General features: G+C 59.4%; 15 protein-coding genes and 1 pseudogene. 11 read left to right on the top strand and 5 right to left on the bottom strand.

Translation table 11 applies throughout. The features are described from left to right. Positions 1-101: 101 nt before the first annotated feature. From lepA to rarD, 6 genes are read left to right on the top strand one after another with little or no spacing between them, the layout of a single operon-like run. On the top strand, positions 102-1,895 hold the full coding sequence (lepA, locus tag VDP81_RS04580) for a translation elongation factor 4 (protein WP_323011680.1): 1,794 nt from the start codon (positions 102-104) through the stop codon (positions 1,893-1,895). Positions 1,896-1,904: 9 nt separating this feature from the next. Next, on the top strand, positions 1,905-2,792 hold the full coding sequence (gene lepB / locus VDP81_RS04575) for a signal peptidase I (protein WP_323011679.1): 888 nt from the start codon (positions 1,905-1,907) through the stop codon (positions 2,790-2,792). Next, the gene (gene rnc, locus VDP81_RS04570; protein ID WP_322996822.1) at positions 2,792-3,547 is read left to right on the top strand and encodes a ribonuclease III; all 756 of its coding nucleotides are present in this window, start codon (positions 2,792-2,794) and stop codon (positions 3,545-3,547) included. Before lepB ends, rnc begins: the two co-directional genes overlap by 1 nt. After that, positions 3,544-4,485 (top strand): GTPase Era, encoded by a 942-nt coding sequence (gene era / locus VDP81_RS04565; protein ID WP_323011678.1) that lies wholly within the window; start codon positions 3,544-3,546, stop codon positions 4,483-4,485. The genes rnc and era overlap by 4 nt, the downstream gene beginning before the upstream one ends. Then, positions 4,478-5,065, top strand: a complete 588-nt coding sequence (gene recO / locus VDP81_RS04560) for a DNA repair protein RecO (protein ID WP_322996824.1) — start codon at positions 4,478-4,480, stop codon at positions 5,063-5,065. Before era ends, recO begins: the two co-directional genes overlap by 8 nt. A 23-nt stretch (positions 5,066-5,088) precedes the next feature. Continuing rightward, entirely contained in the window at positions 5,089-5,970 is an 882-nt protein-coding gene (rarD, locus tag VDP81_RS04555; RefSeq protein WP_323011677.1) for an EamA family transporter RarD, read from the top strand. Between the two features lie 55 nt (positions 5,971-6,025). On the opposite strand, the gene VDP81_RS04550 is transcribed toward rarD, so the two are convergent. The 3 genes and pseudogenes from VDP81_RS04550 to VDP81_RS04540 all read right to left on the bottom strand — a co-directional run bounded on the left by VDP81_RS04550 (position 6,026) and on the right by VDP81_RS04540 (position 8,783). Continuing rightward, positions 6,026-6,727 carry a Bax inhibitor-1/YccA family protein gene (locus tag VDP81_RS04550; protein ID WP_322996826.1) on the bottom strand — a complete coding sequence of 234 codons (702 nt, stop codon included), beginning with the start codon at positions 6,725-6,727 and terminating at the stop codon, positions 6,026-6,028. Between the two features lie 129 nt (positions 6,728-6,856). Continuing rightward, positions 6,857-7,291 (bottom strand): DNA polymerase III subunit chi, encoded by a 435-nt coding sequence (locus VDP81_RS04545; RefSeq protein WP_322996827.1) that lies wholly within the window; start codon positions 7,289-7,291, stop codon positions 6,857-6,859. Beyond that, a pseudogene (locus VDP81_RS04540) lies at positions 7,288-8,783 on the bottom strand (leucyl aminopeptidase). Before VDP81_RS04540 ends, VDP81_RS04545 begins: the two are co-directional and overlap by 4 nt. Before the next feature lie 88 nt (positions 8,784-8,871). On the opposite strand from VDP81_RS04540, the gene lptF reads away from it, so the two are divergent. Further along, positions 8,872-9,990 carry an LPS export ABC transporter permease LptF gene (gene lptF, locus VDP81_RS04535; protein ID WP_322996828.1) on the top strand — a complete coding sequence of 373 codons (1,119 nt, stop codon included), beginning with the start codon at positions 8,872-8,874 and terminating at the stop codon, positions 9,988-9,990. A 1-nt stretch (position 9,991) separates the two neighbouring features. Here the strand turns inward: lptF and VDP81_RS04530 are convergent, their stop codons facing one another. After that, positions 9,992-10,912, bottom strand: a complete 921-nt coding sequence (locus tag VDP81_RS04530) for a LysR family transcriptional regulator (RefSeq protein WP_323011676.1) — start codon at positions 10,910-10,912, stop codon at positions 9,992-9,994. Between the two features lie 188 nt (positions 10,913-11,100). Here VDP81_RS04530 and VDP81_RS04525 point away from each other — a divergent pair, with 188 nt between their 5' ends. The 4 genes from VDP81_RS04525 (at position 11,101) to VDP81_RS04510 (ending at position 15,488) form a co-directional block, all read left to right on the top strand. After that, a complete protein-coding gene (locus VDP81_RS04525) occupies positions 11,101-12,594 on the top strand; it encodes a CoA-acylating methylmalonate-semialdehyde dehydrogenase (RefSeq protein ID WP_322996830.1) in 1,494 nt (497 codons plus the stop codon). Positions 12,595-12,703: 109 nt separating this feature from the next. Then, a complete protein-coding gene (locus VDP81_RS04520) occupies positions 12,704-13,894 on the top strand; it encodes an MFS transporter (RefSeq protein ID WP_322996831.1) in 1,191 nt (396 codons plus the stop codon). A 143-nt stretch (positions 13,895-14,037) separates the two neighbouring features. Further along, positions 14,038-15,000 carry a CysB family HTH-type transcriptional regulator gene (locus tag VDP81_RS04515; protein WP_322996832.1) on the top strand — a complete coding sequence of 321 codons (963 nt, stop codon included), beginning with the start codon at positions 14,038-14,040 and terminating at the stop codon, positions 14,998-15,000. A gap of 128 nt (positions 15,001-15,128) precedes the next feature. Beyond that, positions 15,129-15,488 (top strand): DUF2325 domain-containing protein, encoded by a 360-nt coding sequence (locus VDP81_RS04510; RefSeq protein WP_322996833.1) that lies wholly within the window; start codon positions 15,129-15,131, stop codon positions 15,486-15,488. 100 nt (positions 15,489-15,588) lie between these two features. Here VDP81_RS04510 and VDP81_RS04505 read toward each other — a convergent pair whose 3' ends face one another. Further along, on the bottom strand, positions 15,589-16,248 hold the full coding sequence (locus VDP81_RS04505; RefSeq protein ID WP_323011675.1) for a C40 family peptidase: 660 nt from the start codon (positions 16,246-16,248) through the stop codon (positions 15,589-15,591). Between the last annotated feature and the right edge of the window lie 41 nt (positions 16,249-16,289).

Genomic DNA, 16,289 nt, shown 5'->3' with positions numbered 1-16,289 from the left:
ACAGTCTAAACGGAAGGGGGCGCCCCGAAGCGCTCCCTTTTTCACTGGCAGCGCTTGCGCCCCGCCTTACCTGATTTTTATCTTACTCCTGCCCCCTGTTTATGGACCACATCCGCAACTTCTCCATCATTGCGCACATCGATCATGGTAAATCGACCCTGGCCGATCGCCTGATCCATCGCTGTGGCGGTCTGCAAGACCGCGAGATGGCGGCCCAGGTGCTTGATTCCATGGATATCGAGCGCGAGCGCGGGATCACGATCAAGGCCCAGACCGCCGCCTTGAGCTATACCGCCGCCGATGGCCAGGTATATGCCCTGAATCTGATCGACACGCCGGGCCACGTCGACTTCTCCTACGAGGTCAGCCGTTCGCTGTCGGCCTGCGAAGGCGCCTTGCTGGTGGTCGATTCCACCCAGGGGGTCGAGGCCCAGACGGTGGCGAACTGTTATACCGCCATCGAACTCGGCGTCGAGGTCGTGCCGGTGCTCAATAAAATGGATCTGCCCTCGGCGGATCCGGACTCCGCCGCTGCCGAAATCGAAGATGTCATCGGCATCGACGCTACCGATGCCATCCAGGCCAGCGCCAAGACCGGCCTGGGTATCGACGAGATACTCGAGGCCGTGGTGGCGCGCGTGCCGCCGCCCAAGGGCGACCCGGCTGCCCCGTTGCAGGCCTTGATCATCGATTCCTGGTTCGATAATTATGTCGGGGTCGTCATGCTGGTGCGCATCGTCAACGGCACTTTGCGTCCCAAGGACAAGCTCCTGCTGATGGCCGCCGGCGCCACCCATTTGTGTGAACAACTGGGGGTATTCACTCCGAAATCCCAGCCGCGCACGTCTTTGTCCGCAGGCGAGGTCGGTTTCGTCATTGCCGGCATCAAGGAACTCGAACACGCCAAGGTCGGCGATACCATCACCTTGGCGGGCAAGCCCGCCAGCGCCCCCTTGCCGGGCTTCAAGGAAGTCAAGCCGCAGGTTTTTGCCGGTGTTTATCCGATTGAATCCAGTGAATACGACCAATTGCGCGACTCTCTGGAAAAACTCAAGCTCAACGATTCCGCGCTGATGTTCGAGCCCGAGGTCTCCCAGGCGCTGGGGTTTGGCTTTCGTTGCGGCTTTCTGGGCTTGTTGCACATGGATATTGTGCAAGAGCGCCTCGAACGCGAGTTCGATATGGACATCATCACCACGGCGCCCTCCGTGGTCTACGAGGTCCTGCATCGCGATGGCACCCTGATCATGGTGGACAGCCCGGCCCGCATGCCGGAAGTCGGCCATATCCAAGAGATCCGCGAACCCATCATGACGGTCACGCTGTTCATGCCGCAGGAATATGTTGGCCCCGTGATGTCGCTGTGCACCGCCAAGCGCGGGACGCAACTGAACATGAGCTACCATGGCCGCCAGGTGCATCTCAGCTACGAGATTCCACTGGCCGAGATCGTTTTGGATTTCTTTGATCGCCTGAAATCCGTCTCCCGAGGCTATGCCTCCATGGACTACGAGTTCAAGGAATACCGGGTGGCTGATGTGGTGCGGGTTGATTTGCTGATCAATGGCGATCGGGTCGATGCCTTGTCCATGATTGTGCACCGCGCCAATGCGCGCATCAGAGGGCGCGATGTGGTGACCCGTATGCGCGGCCTGATTCCGCGCCAGATGTTCGATATTGCCATCCAGGCGGCGATCGGCGTCGAAATCGTGGCCCGCGAGAGCGTCAAGGCGATGCGCAAGAACGTGCTGGCCAAGTGCTATGGCGGGGATATTTCCCGCAAGAAAAAACTGCTCGAAAAACAAAAGGCCGGTAAGAAACGCATGAAGCAGGTCGGTAACGTCGAAATCCCCCAAGAAGCCTTCCTGGCCGTCTTGCAGACCGACGATAAGTAAGGATACTCAATGAGTTGGGATTTTGCCCTGTTGCTGTTTATTGCTTTGGTGGTGACTGGCCTGGTCTGGCTGCTGGATCGTTTTCGCCTGCGGGCCAGCCGTCGGACGCGGGCCGAGGCCGCTGCCCAGGCCTGCCGCAATAATGCAGGTGGCCTGGATGACCAGGCTTTGCAGGCTGAATGCAAACAAGCCTACGACCAGGCATTTCAGGCCCCGTGGTGGGTGGAATACTGCGTCAGTTTCTTTCCGGTGATCTTGTTTGTTTTTGTGCTGCGCTCGTTTGTGGTCGAGCCCTTCAGAATTCCGTCCGGGTCCATGCTGCCCACCCTGGAGAACGGCGACCTGATTTTGGTGAATAAATTTCAGTATGGCATCCGGCTGCCGGTCGTCGATCAGAAAATTATTCCTCTGGGCACCCCTGATCGTGGCGACGTGGTGGTGTTCCGCTACCCGGTGGACCCCAATGTGGACTACATCAAGCGCGTGGTCGGCTTGCCGGGTGATGTAGTCGAATATCGCAATAAAAATCTGTCGATCAATGGCCAGCCGGTGCCGCGCACCCGCGATGGCGATTACTACGAACCTGACCGGGCCGTGTATGTAGGCCAGTACCAAGAACAATTGGGGCAGGCGTCCCATCGGATCTTGCTGAACGCCACGAGTGCTCAGGACATCATGCCGATCACGCGCTTTCCTGATTTCAAAAACTGTGATTATCTAAGCGATGGGGTGCGCTGCACCGTCCCTGCGGGCCATTATTTCATGATGGGGGATAACCGCGACAATAGTCTGGATAGCCGTTACTGGGGTTTTGTGCCAGACAGCTATCTGGTAGGTCGGGCATTCTTCGTCTGGATGAATTTTGGCTCTCCCAGCCGCATCGGAGGGTTCCGTTGATGGCCGGTCTGGATCGATTGCAGACAGCCCTGGGTTATCACTATCGGGATCAGGGGCTGCTGGTGCAGGCCCTGACGCATCGCAGCCATGGCATGCCGCACAACGAACGCCTGGAATTTCTGGGCGATTCGGTGCTGAATTTCGTGGTTTCCACCCTGTTGTTTGCCGAACACGCAGAAATGGACGAAGGCGATCTGTCGCGGGTTCGGGCCAATCTGGTCAAGCAATCCACGCTGGCTGATATTGCTCAGCGCTTGTCTTTGTCCGATTATCTGCGCCTGGGAGAAGGCGAACTGAAAAGTGGTGGTTTTCGCCGCCCGTCCATTCTGGCCGATGCGGTCGAGGCCATTTTGGGTGCTCTGTATCTCGATGGCGGCTACGATCAGGTGCGGGGCGTTATCGAACATTTATACCGTCCCTTATTGGATCATCTGGACGTTCGGGCCAGCGGCAAGGACCCCAAGACCCAGTTGCAGGAAATTCTGCAGGGACGGGGCCTGGATTTGCCGCATTACGATGTTCTGTCCATCCATGGCGCGGCGCACGACCAGATCTTCGAGGTCTGTTGTGCGGTACCGTCGCTGGATATCCAGCTGCAGGCCTCAGGCAGCAGCCGACGTGCCGCAGAACAGGCGGTCGCCACGCAGGTGATTGCCGTCTTGCAGGCCCTGGGGCCCGTCAAGCGGTCCCGGCGTCGGCACCATAAGCCGACCATCTCGTTTCAGTCCCCCCCCGTTTCCCCGGAGAAACCATGACTCATCCAGATTCTTCTACTGCTTCGGACGCGGATGCTCCCCAGGGGGATGGCCAGCCGACCAGTCGTTGCGGGTTTGTAGCGCTGGTGGGGCGGCCCAATGTGGGTAAGTCCACGCTGGGCAACGCCCTGATCGGTACAAAACTATCTATTGTTTCGCGTAAAGCCCAGACCACGCGCCATCGTATTCATGGTGTGCTGACCCAGGGGACCGATCAGTTTGTCTTTGTGGATACGCCGGGGTTTCAAACCCGCCACGGTGGGGCGATGAACCGCATGATGAATCGCGTGGTCACCCAGGCGCTGGCCGAGGTCGATGTGGTGGTCCATGTGGTCGAGGCCGGTAAATGGTCGGCGGGCGACGCTGCCGTCGTGCCCTTGCTGCCGCGTCAGCGGCCAGTGGTTCTGGCGGTCAACAAGGTTGATACCTTGAAGGACAAGAACGCCTTGTTCGCCTACGTGACGCGCCTGACCCAGGAATTTCCTTATGCGGCTGTCGTGCCGCTTAGTGCGTTGCGGGGGGTGCAGCTCGATATTCTGATGCAGGAACTTTCCCGCTACCTGCCTGCCGGCGAACACTTGTTCGAGGCAGATGCCTTTACGGATCGGTCGGTGCGTTTTCTGGTCTCCGAGCTGATCCGGGAAAAAATCTTCCGACTGGTGGGGGATGAGCTTCCGTATGGGTGTACGGTCGTCATCGAGCAATGGGAGGAAAACGACATGGGTGCGCGCATTGCAGCCTGCGTCGTCATCGAGCGCGATACGCATCGGCCTATTCTGCTGGGGGCGGGTGGCCAGCACATGAAGCGGATTGCCACTGAAGCGCGTCAGGATATTGTGCGCTTGATGGACAAGCCCGTACATCTGGAAATTTACATCAAGGTGCGCAAGGGGTGGTCCGGGCGCGAGGCGACGCTGCGCGAACTGGGCTATGAGTAAACGCGGAACGCGCATCCAGGATGCGTCCGCGTATGTGCTGCATGCCAGTCCCTGGCGTGAGACCTCGTTGATTGTTCAGTGCTTCAGCCGGGACCATGGCCTGCTGGCCCTGGTGGCCAAAGGGGCCAAACGGCCTTATTCAGTGTTGCGTCCGGTGTTGGTGGCATTTCAGCCCTTATGGTTGTCCTGGTCGGTCGGCGCGGGTGATATTCATACCCTGACGCGGGCCGAATCCGGCCCGGTGCGCTTGTTGGCTGGGCGCGCCATGATGTCGGCTTGGTACCTGAATGAACTGATCATGCGGCTGCTGGCTCGGGAAGACCCGCATCCCGGCGTCTATGATGCCTATGAAACCGCCTTGAATGCCTTGAGCGACAGTCGGCCACATGCCGCTGTCTTGCGGCGCTTCGAATGGCTGCTGCTGGAACAGGCGGGCTATGGGCTGGATACGCCTGCGCCCGATTTCGACGACGCCACCACTGAACCAGTCCTGCGACAGGCATTGCGGGAGCGTCTGGATGAACTGCTGGATACCCCCTTGCGTACTCGCCAGGTTCTCATGGATCTGCAGCGTTATTGAGTCTCTTTCCAGGTTTGTCTTTTATGCAGCGTGGCATCATTCTGTCGGTCGCGTCCTCGGCCTTGTTTGCAGGCATGTATTTTTATGCGACGCTGATGCAGCCGTTCGACGGCGACATTGTGTTTGCCTGGCGCATTCTGATGGGCTTGCCCATGATGGCGCTGGTTGTGCACCGCGCACGGGGCTGGACGGCATTGCGCACGACGGTGCATCGATTCAAACGAGGACGTTTCTTGGCGGCAATGCTGTTGTGCTCGGCTTTGCTGGGGGTGCAGCTTTGGCTGTTCGTCTGGGCGCCTTTGCACGGCTATGCCCTGAACGTATCCATGGGCTATTTTCTGCTGCCGCTGGTCATGGTGCTGGTGGGTCGGCTGGTGTATCGCGAACGCCTCAGCAACTGGCAGCTCTGGGCAGTCGGGTTTGCCTTGCTGGGCGTCGGCCACGAATGGTGGCGGTTGGGCTCGGTGTCCTGGGCCACTGCACTGGTGGCGCTGGGATATCCGCCGTATTTCATGCTGCGCCGCCGCCTGCAGGTCGATGCGCTTAGCAGCCTGTGGTTCGATATGCTGTTCTTGCTGCCGGTTGCGGTCCTGATTCTGCAGGCTCAGGCGATCGAGGCCGCCCGTATTTTTGCAGACCACCCGCGTTTGCTGCTGCAGGTGCCGTTTTTGGGCTTGCTGAGCGTCGTTTCGCTGTCCATGTATCTGGCGGCCAGCCGACTGTTGCCGCTGGGCCTGTTTGGTCTGCTCAGCTATGTAGAGCCGGTGTTGCTGTTCTGGGTGGCATTTTTGCTGATGGGCGAGCCGGTGGCGCCGTCCCAGTGGTTGACCTACGGGCCGATCTGGCTGGCGGTGGGGCTGATCGCCCTTGAAGGGGTCAGGAAACTGCCAGCCAGAAACGCTTGAGCACCCAAAAAAATGGCGGGCCGGAGCCCGCCATGCTGTACCGATGATGTGTATATCAGTCGCGGCTGCCGCCGAAGATCCCCAACAGCATCAGCAAATTGGTGAAGATGTTGTACAGGTCCAGGTAGACCGCCAGCGTGGCCGAGACGTAGTTGGTTTCACCGCCATTGATGATGCGCTGCAAATCAACCAGCAAGAAGGCAGAGAAAATACCGATGGCCAGGACGGACAGGGTCAGCATCAGGGCTGGGATCTGCAGGAACATATTGGCCACCATGGCCACCAGCAGCAGGATGACACCGACGAACAGGAACTTCTGCAGGTGGGTGAAATCGCGTTTTGTGGTGCTGGCTACCGTGGCCATGGTGCCAAAGACCGCCGCAGTGCCGCCAAAGGCCAGCATGATCAGTTGGGCGCCGTTGCCCATGCCCAGCACATGACCCAGCAGGCGTGACAGCATCAGGCCCATGAAGAAGGTAAAGCCCAGCAGCAGGGCCACCCCCAGGGATGAGTTCTTATTCCGTTCGACCAGGAACATCAGGCCGAATGCGCCCACCAGGAACACCATGGTGCTGGTGCCGGGGCTGTCGAGCATGAACTGGTTGAAGCCGGATGTCAGGCCCAGCGCGGCCCCCAATACTGTGGGGATCAAAGAGAGGGCGAGCAGCCAGTAGGTATTGCGCAGCACGCGGTTACGCGCGGTGACCGAACCGTCGTAAGTGCCGGCACGAGGTAGAGATTGGCGAAAATCGGACATGATGTTTTCCTGTCTAGTGTCGGATCAGTCTAATCCTGCAGTATAGAGGATAGCCGAAGGTTTCTTGAATCTTACATGAAGCTGAACGTCAACGTCCAGCGAGATAAGGATTAGACCAAAGTTGATGGCTCAGGTTCCCGCCGGTAACTGGTGGCCGTGGACATCGTGGCCCGCCTGGCGGTAGTGGGCCCAGCGCTGGCGGGCGGCCTGCTGATCGGCTGCGTGGTGCGAGACGATTTCCAGGATGCGCGCGTGACGTTGGGCGTCGGGTGGGCAGTCCAGGTCCAGGTTGAGCAGCCATTTTGCGTCCGGCGCCTGTGCCAGTGCAGCGGCGTCCGGCAACAAAATGACGGGCACCTGATCAGCCAGGGGATCATCCGGCAGGGCATGCGGGATGAAGCTGATCGGGTCGAATTCCCAGAGCAGGCCATCGAAGCGGCGCAGGCGCTTTGGGTCAGTGCAGTAGACCAGTAGACGGTGCCCGGCCTGGACATGCCGGGCCGTGGTGCGGCATGCCGCCAGCAGGCGGTGTGCCGCACCATAGGCAAAGTCAATCCGGCTCATGCCTGGGATTGGCCCAACAGGTATTGCATCAGCAGTGGGACGGGGCGGCCAGTGGCGCCTTTTTGTTTGCCTTCCAGCCACGCCGTGCCGGCGATGTCCAGGTGTGCCCAGCGGTATTTGCCGGTAAAACGCGACAGGAAGCAGGCGGCTGTGGTGGAGCCGGCGGGTCGTCCGCCGATATTGGCCATATCGGCAAAATTTGATTTCAGCTGATCCTGGTAGGCGTCTTCGAGGGGCATGCGCCAGGCGGGGTCCTGGGCTTGGTGACCAGCGGCCAGCAGATCGGTCGCCAGGGTCTCGTCCTGGGTGAACAGGCCGCTGTTGACATGTCCCAGCGCAATGACGCAGGCCCCGGTCAGGGTGGCAACGTCAATGACGGCGGCGGGGTTGAAGCGTTCGGCGTAGGTCAGGGCATCGCACAGGATCAGACGGCCCTCGGCGTCGGTGTTCAGGACCTCGATGGTCTGGCCAGACATGCTGGTAATGATGTCGCCGGGCTTCAGGGCCGCGCCGCTGGGGAGGTTCTCGCAGCTGGGGACGATGGCGATGATTTCACGGGGCAGGTCAAGTTCGGCCACTGCGCGCATGGTGCCCAGTACGCTGGCTGCGCCGCACATATCGAATTTCATTTCGTCCATGGCAGGGCCGGGCTTGAGCGAGATGCCGCCCGCATCGAAGGTGATGCCTTTGCCCACCAGCACAATCGGGGCGGCCTTGCGGTCGGCTGGCTGGCTGGGGCTGTGACGCAGCACGATAAAGGCGGGCGGTTGCACCGAGCCGCGGGCCACGGACAGAAAGGAGCCCATATTCAGGGCTTCGATTTTTTTCTGATCCAGGACTTCGGCCTTGAGGGTTTTGTATTGCTTGGCCAGATCGCGGGCCGTCTGACCCAGATAGGTAGGGGTGCAGACATTGGGCGGCAAATCGCCCAGCAGGCGGGCGAGATTGACACCGGCACCGATGGCGGCGCCTTGTGCGAGGCCGATTTTGGCCTGGGCTGCCTGGCTGCGGGACAGGATCAGCGTGAAGCTGCGCAACTGCACAGTGGGCTTGGCCTGGCTGAAGGTCTGGTTGTAGCGGTACGTGGCGGCGCTGACGAGGCGGGCTGTGGTGCGGGCCAAGTCGGCGACCGGCGCGCCGGGGCAATCCAGGCTGCAGAGGGTGGACACGGCGGTCGCGACGCCTGCGCGCACGCAATACGCCGCCAGCGTCTGGTGGGCTTTTGCCAGGGTGGCGGCAGAGAGTTTTTCCTGGCTACCCAGACCGAGTAAAATGACGCGTGCCGCCGTGACGCCGGCGGCGCATGCAGGGTCAGGCTGCTGCCGGGCGCGGCATCGAATTCGGCTTGTGTGACGGCACGAATCGCGCCATTGGTGGCCTGATCCAATGCATCGGCGGCAGGGCTCAGGATGCCGTCCTGAAAGACACCCACGGCCAGCGCCTGGGTCTTTAGGGTATGCAGGGCGGTTGCGGTGCTTGTGCTAAATTCCATTCGTATTTTCCTTTGGTCCAGCTATCCGTGTGTCGCTTCAGGCATCACACGCTTTCGGGATTAACAGTTCATTATTCCGCATTTTCCCATGTCATTGTTTAAACGCGCTGTTTTTTCCGAGATCACCAGCCATGCCGGCATCGTGTTTTCCACGTTGCTGGTGGTCTGGCTCAGCGTGTTGCTGGTGCGCTTGCTGGGTCAGGCTGCCGCAGGTGACATCGGGGCCAATGTGGTGCTGGGGCTGGCTGCGTTTTCCAGTATCACGGCCTTGCCGGTCATTCTATCGGTGGCCCTGTTTGTGGCCGTGCTGACGACGGTGACCCGCAGCTATCGCGAATCCGAAATGCCGGTGTGGTTTGCCAGCGGCTTGTCTCTGGGCAGTTGGCTGCGTCCGGTGATGATGTTTTCCGTGCCCGTGGCGGCGCTGGTCGCAGTGCTGACCTTGGTGGCCTCGCCCTGGGCCTATGGCCAGATTGCCGAATACCGCCAGCGCTTCGAGCAGCGCTCTGATTTATCCAAGGTCACGGCTGGACAGTTCATCGAGACCGACGACGGCCAGCGGGTGTTTTTTGCCGAATCCCCTAAAAACCCGGACGATGAGCTGGGGCGGGTGGTCGCCCGGGTGATCGAGCCGGATTGGCTCAGCGTGATCACGGCAGACAGCGCCGCCATCCGCACCGAGGACAACGGCGACAGGTTTCTGGTGCTGGGGCCTGGTCATCGCTACGACCTGAAGCCCGGTACGCCGGAATTGCGCCTGCTGGATTTTGATAATTACGGGGTGCGCATCGAGAGCCGGACCGGCCCAGGCGCCCTGGAAGCGGCCCGCCAGAAAGCCCTGCAGGAAATCAAGGCCCGTCCTACGTCAGACCTGCTGGTGCGGGGCGATGACGAATCCCTGTCACAGCTGATGTGGCGTCTGGCGCTGCCGATTGCCGTCCTGAACCTGGCCTTGATTGCGCTGCCCCTGGGGGCGGTCAATCCCCGCCTGGGGCGTTCGGGCGATTTATTGTTGGCGGGGCTGCTGGCGCTGTTTTACATGAATCTGATCAATCTCTCGCGCGGCTGGATTGCCAATGGGACCTTGTCTTTCGGGGTCGGAGTCTGGTTGGTGCACGTTTTGTTCTTGGCCCTGGGGTTGGGGCTGCTGTGGCGGCGCACGCGCATGCGCAAGCCGCGCCGCGCCGCAGCTCCTGCCACTGCTTAGCTCAGCTTGGGATCTGCAATGTGCGCTGCTCGCCCAGCAGCAAGTCCTGGTTCAGCTTGATCGCTTGCTTCAGATAGTCCCAGATGGCCATGACCCGTCGTGTCTGGCGCAGATCCTCGTGGCAGTACATCCAGAAGCTGCGGCTGACGTGGATGTCCGCATTCAGCACGGGCGCCAGACGGCTGTCCTGGGCCGCCAGAAAACACGGCAGGATGGCCAGCGCCTGGCCTCCTAAAACCGCCTGATACTGGGCCAGCACGCTGGTGCTGCGAAACACCACCTGGCTGGCCTGTACCCAATCATCCAGATATCGCAGCCGGTCGCTGAACAGCAGTTCGTCCACGTAGCCGATAAAAGTGTGGTGACTGAGGTCGGATCGTTGGTGTATGGGCGGGTGGCGGTCCAGATAGTCGCGCGTCCCGTATAGCTTCAAGGCATATTCTGCGAGTTTTGTGCACAGATAGGGGCCGTGCTGGGGGCGCTCCAGGGCAATGGCGATGTCGGCTTCGCGCTTTGACAGGCTGATATAGCGGGGCACCGGCATGATATCCAGCGTGATGCCGGGGTGGCGGCGCTGGAAATCCACCATCAGGGGTGTCAGGATCGTGCTGCCAAAGCCCTCGGTGGAGCCAATCCGCAGGTGTCCGGTCAAACCCTGGGCCGCGCCTGACAGGGCTTCCTGGGCAGCCAGCAGGGCGCTTTCAACCTGCTCGGCATAGACAAAGAACTGCTGGCCTTCTTCGGTCAGGGTAAAGCCGTTGGCCCGGGATTTCTCGAACAGCATGACGCCCAGCCCGGCTTCCAGCGCCCGGATGCGGCGGGTGACGGTACTGTGCTGCACCCCCAGCCGCAGGGCCGCAGCGCTGGCGCGTTGCGTGCGGGCGACCTCTAAAAAATAGCGAATGGCATCCCAGTCGTGCATGGATTTCCTTGTGCAAAATTCGTCAAGCAATGTGCAAATATTTTGCTGGTAATAAGTTTTTTACACAACTACACTGATTTGAATAGCTGGCGGCGGGCAATGATTGGCCTGACACGCACAGCCCACACACCGAGACAAATCCGGCTTGGCTTGCCAGGCGGCCCGATCTGCCTACTAAGGAGCTTTGCATGAGCGATATCCCACGCGTCCCACTACTGATCGACGGGAAACTGGTCCAGTCCGAAACCCAGGAATGGCGCGACATCATCAATCCGGCCACCCAGGAAATCGTTGCGCGGGTACCGTTTGCCACCCCGGCCGAGGTCGAACGGGCCATTGCCAACTCCAAAGAAGCCTTCAAGACCTGGCGCAATGTCAGCCAGGCCAAGCGCCGCCAGATCATGACCGATCTGGCCTATTTGCTGCGCCAGAATGCCACAAAAATCGCTGAAGTCCTGTCGCGTGAACACGGCAAGACCTTGCCTGATGCAGAAGGCGAGGTCGCCCGCGGCCTCGAAGGCGTCGAACATGCCGTGTCGGCCAATGTTCTGCAACTGGGGGATTACGCAGAAAATGCGGCCACCGGCATCGATGTCTACAACGTGCTGCAGCCGCTGGGGGTTTGCGCCGGCATCACGGCCTTCAATTTTCCGGTGATGTTGCCGTGCTGGATGTTTCCCATTGCCGTCACCATGGGCAATACCTTTGTCTATAAGCCCTCCGAACAAGACCCCACCGCATCCCTGATGGTGGCCGAGCTGGCCTTGCAGGCCGGCCTGCCTCCTGGTGTGCTGAATGTCGTGCATGGTGGCCAGGACGTGGCAGGCACTCTGTGCGATCATCCTGACATCAAGGCCGTGTCCTTTATTGGTTCCACGCGGGTAGGCACCGAAATCTACCGCCGTTCCTCGGATGCCGGAAAACGCTGCCAGGCCATGATGGGTGCTAAAAACCATAGCGTCATCATGCCGGATGCCGATCGCGAAGCCGCCCTGAACTCCATGCTGGGGGCTGCCTTTGGCGCCGCCGGAGAACGCTGCATGGCAATTTCCGTGCTGGTGCTGGTGGGCGAGGCCCAGCAGTGGCTGCCGGATTTTGTCGAACGCGCCCGTAAGCTGAAGATCAACGTTGGCACTGACCGTCAGGCCGATCTGGGGCCGCTGATTTCACCCGCCGCCAAAAAACGCGTTGAAGGCCTGATCCAGAAAGGCGTGGATGAAGGCGCGGAACTCTTGCTGGATGGCCGGGGTGTCCAGGTGCCCGGCTACGAGCACGGCAACTTCGTCGGTCCGACCATCTTCAATAAGGTCAAGGCCGACATGACCATCTACGAAGAAGAAATCTTCGGACCGGTCTTGTCCGTGGTCCTGGTCGATACCCTGGAAGAGGCCGTTGAATTCGTCAATGCCAATCCAAACGGCAATGGCACGTCCATCTTCACCCAGGATGGCGGTCATGCCCGTTATTTCCAGAACCACATCGACGTCGGTCAGGTGGGCATCAATATTCCCATTCCGGTGCCAGTCGCCTGGTTCAGCTTTACCGGTTCGCGGGCATCCAAATTAGGCGATTTGGGCCCCAATGGCCGCCAGTCGATTTATTTTTGGACTCAAACCAAGACCATTACGGCTCGCTGGCAGGCACACCCCACGGATATCAATACCACGATTGCCATGCAGTAATCCTCTACTGCACATCAGAAGGCCCTGCGGGGCCTTTTTTTAATGGGATACCGCTTATGAACCGGGGTAATGAAGGCTACACTCCCGGTGGCTGGATCAATGGACCTGGATGATGAGAGATAGTCTGCCTTTTAAGACATACATTTATTTTCTGGCGCAGTCGGTCAATCTGACCACCGCCGTGATGTCGGTGACTATGGCTGCCCTGGTGGGGGCGACCTTGGCGCCAGAACTATGGCTGTCCACGGTGCCGTATGGTTTTCAGTTTCTTTTTGTCATGTTGATGACCTACCCGGCCGCCCGCTTGATGACCAGGATAGGCAGAAAAAATTCATTTCTGCTGGCCACCATCCCGCTGGCTGCGTCGGGGGTTGCAGGTTTTCTGGCTATCGAAAAGCAGATTTTTTCCTTACTGATCGTGGCCCATGCCTTGCTGGGCGTCTATATTGCATTTGCCAATTTCAACCGTTTTGCCGCAACGGACGCGATTGCTGCCCACCTGAAGCCGCGCGCAATTTCACTGGTGGTGGCGGGGGGTGTGCTGGCGGCCGTTTTTGGCCCTTTATTGACGACGTATCTGAAGGATTTTGGTGCGTTGCCGGCTTTTGCGGCTTGCTATGCCGCGTTCGTCGGTTTGGCGCTGGTCTCGCTGGTGCTGAACTTGTGTGTCAAAGCCATTCCTCCTCAGCGCGGTGCTGAGCATGAATCAGCCGCTCAGTCTATCGGCTTGTATGCGGTTCTGAAAAACAAGGCCGTGGCACTGGCAATCCTGCTGGCGGCGGTGGGCTATGGCTTGATGAACTTGCTGATGATCCAGTCGTCTATGTATATGTCCGACCGGCAGGTGCATTTTTCCGATATCAGCACCGCCATTCAGTGGCATGTGCTGGCGATGTTTGCGCCTTCTTTCTTTACCGGCGCGCTCATCCAACGGCTTGGCTTAAGGGCGATTGTTTACGGTGGCATCTTATTGCTGCTTCTAAGCAGCGTCATCAACATAGTTGCCCATGATTACCTGACCTTGACCCTTTCTTTGGTCGTCCTGGGCTTGGGCTGGAATTTCACTTATGTGGGCGGCAGCGCTTTGCTGACGCAAGGGCTCGAAGACTGGTCTGGTTTTGCCGTCAAGGTCCAGGGCTTGAACGATCTGGGCATTGCCGTGATGGCGACGCTGGGCGCGTTTGCACCTGCGTTTTTGCTGACCTGGATGGGGTGGAATGGGACCAACATCATGAGCATCGGGATTTGTCTGATGCTATTGGCTTTTGCTGTCTGGGCAATCCCGCCCAGACAGCAGTGATTGCGTTTGGCAAAACGGGTTTAGCAGCCTGCCTGTCTGGTGCAGGCGCTTGATTCTGGGCTGCTCCTAAGTTAATAACAAAAAGTCATATAAAAGGCTTTCCATATTCCATATAATGAATCCATCTCACAGGATGATGGCATATGAATCTCCAGCAATTCCGTTTCGTCCGCGAAACTATCCGGCGCAATTTCAATTTGACTGAAGCCGCGCGGGCCTTGTATACCTCGCAGCCTGGGGTTTCCAAAGCCATCATCGAGTTCGAAGACGAACTGGGCATCAAGATCTTCGAACGCCACGGTAAAAGGCTGAAAGGCCTGACAAAGCCTGGGCATGCTGTCTCCGGCGTCATCGACCGGATCATGCGCGAGGTCGATAACCTGAAAAAGGTCAGCGACGAGTTCGCCCAACGCGACGAAGGCGCGCTGGTCATTGCCTGCACCCACACCCAGGCGCGTTACCTGCTGCCGCGTGTCATCCCCTCGTTTCGCGCTCGTTTTCCCAAGGTGCATGTCTCCCTGGCCGAGGGCAACCCCGAACATCTGGCGAAGCTGGTGCTGCACGAACAGGCGGATCTGGCGATTGCCACGGAAACCCTGGCCGACACACCGGGTCTGGTGGCATTGCCGGTGTATTCCTGGGAACACACCCTGGTGGTGCCGCCGGATCACCCCCTGACCAGCCTGACGTCCAGCGCTGCGCGCAATTTGTCGCTGGAACACCTGGCCCAGTACCCCATCGTTACTTATGACCGGGCTTTTTCGGGCAGACGTGCGATTGATGCGGCCTTTGAAAAGGCCGGCATTACGCCGGATATCGTGCTGGAAGCCATTGACGCGGATGTCGTCAAGACCTATGCCGATATCGGCCTGGGCATTGGCATTATCGCGGGGGTGGCCTTTGATCCTCGCCGAGACAAAGGGCTGGTCGGCTTGCCGGCTGGTCACCTGTTTGGCAAGCACACCACCAGCGTCGCCATCAAGCGCGGGGTCTTCCTGCGGGACTATGTCTATGTGCTGATGGAAATGCTGGCGCCAGAACTCAGCCGCGACCGGGTCTCCGAGGCCGTGGCGCAGCCCACGCCAGCGGTGCGCGAGGTCGCCTGATCCCGACTGTTTCATTTTTTCTGATAAAACCCTACTGAACCAATTGCATTTCTAAATAAGAATGATTATTATTTGTATGTGCTGGAAGGAAATGAATTCCTCCCTTTTTCGGTTCAGGAGCCATCCTCATGGAGCAGTCTCAAGTCAGTGCTTTAATCGTCGGTGCAGATCGGCTGGGCAATATCCCGGATTTGCTGCGTGATCACAATATCGCCATCTCGCATCACATCAGCGGCCGGGACACGGCGCATCAGAAAAAAGCCCCCAATCTGCCGTCCGGCACGGAATTGGTGATTTTGCTAACGGATTTTCTGGGCCATAACGTCATGAAGACATTTCGGGCGGCCGCGCAGCGCGCCGGTGTTCGGGTCATGACCTGCCGACGCTCGGTGTGCAGCATGCAGCAGGCCCTGGATCAATGTGGCTTCTGTAAGGCATGCCCGCTGCGCCAGCAGGCCCTGGACCAACGGATGGTCAGCATGCATTGAATCATCTGGGTATAAAAAAAAAGCCGATCAATGTGTATTGATCGGCTTTTTTTATACTGGCCGCTGACCAGTAACCCCCTGTGGTGGAGGCTTGGTGTGATCAGCGCCGTGCGGTGGCGGATTCGGGCTTCAGGCGACGGGCGCCGTTATAGCGTTTGCGCCAGTAGCTGATATCCATGTTCTCGACCCGGATGGCGGCACCGGCACGCGGGGCGTGCACGAATTTCTGATTCCCCAGATAGATGCCCACATGGGAGAATCGACGTCCCAGGGTATTGAAGAACACCAAGTCGCCGCGCCGTAGTTCATTGCGGCCGACCGAGATGCCTTCCTGGGCCTGGCTGCTGGCAGTGCGGGGAAGCTTCAAGCCCAGGGATTTCTCGGCTGCATAGGCAACCAGGCCGCTGCAATCGAAGCCCTCGCCTGGTCCGTCACCGCCGTAGCGGTATTTGACCCCAAGAAACCTGAGCGCGGTGCTGGCCATGGTTTTTGAGGGGGTGGTGGTGTTTTGAGCCGAGGACCGAGGGTAGTCGATGGCCAGGCTGTCTTTGCTGTCGAGCCAGGCGCCCAGTGGGTCGGCCTGGGTACTGAGCAGATAGCTGTCGCGCAACAGGTGATTGGAACTGGCATCGGCTGTCTGGCGCGGTTGGGTGGCGCATCCCGCCAGGGCGACCAGGCCTGCGCATAAGGCAAGCCGCGCCCAGCGGGACAAGACAATCATGGATGAGGATCTGACGTGGGCGTGATGTGGTGGAGGCATGAGTGATCGTTTTTTGGGGCAGGTCTGATAAATGCAACGGA

Origin of the sequence: Castellaniella sp. (assembly GCF_034675845.1) — a bacterium.
GTDB lineage: Bacteria > Pseudomonadota > Gammaproteobacteria > Burkholderiales > Burkholderiaceae_B > Castellaniella.
Note: the sequence above shows the minus strand (reverse complement) of the source record. Positions and strands in the feature narration are given on the sequence as shown.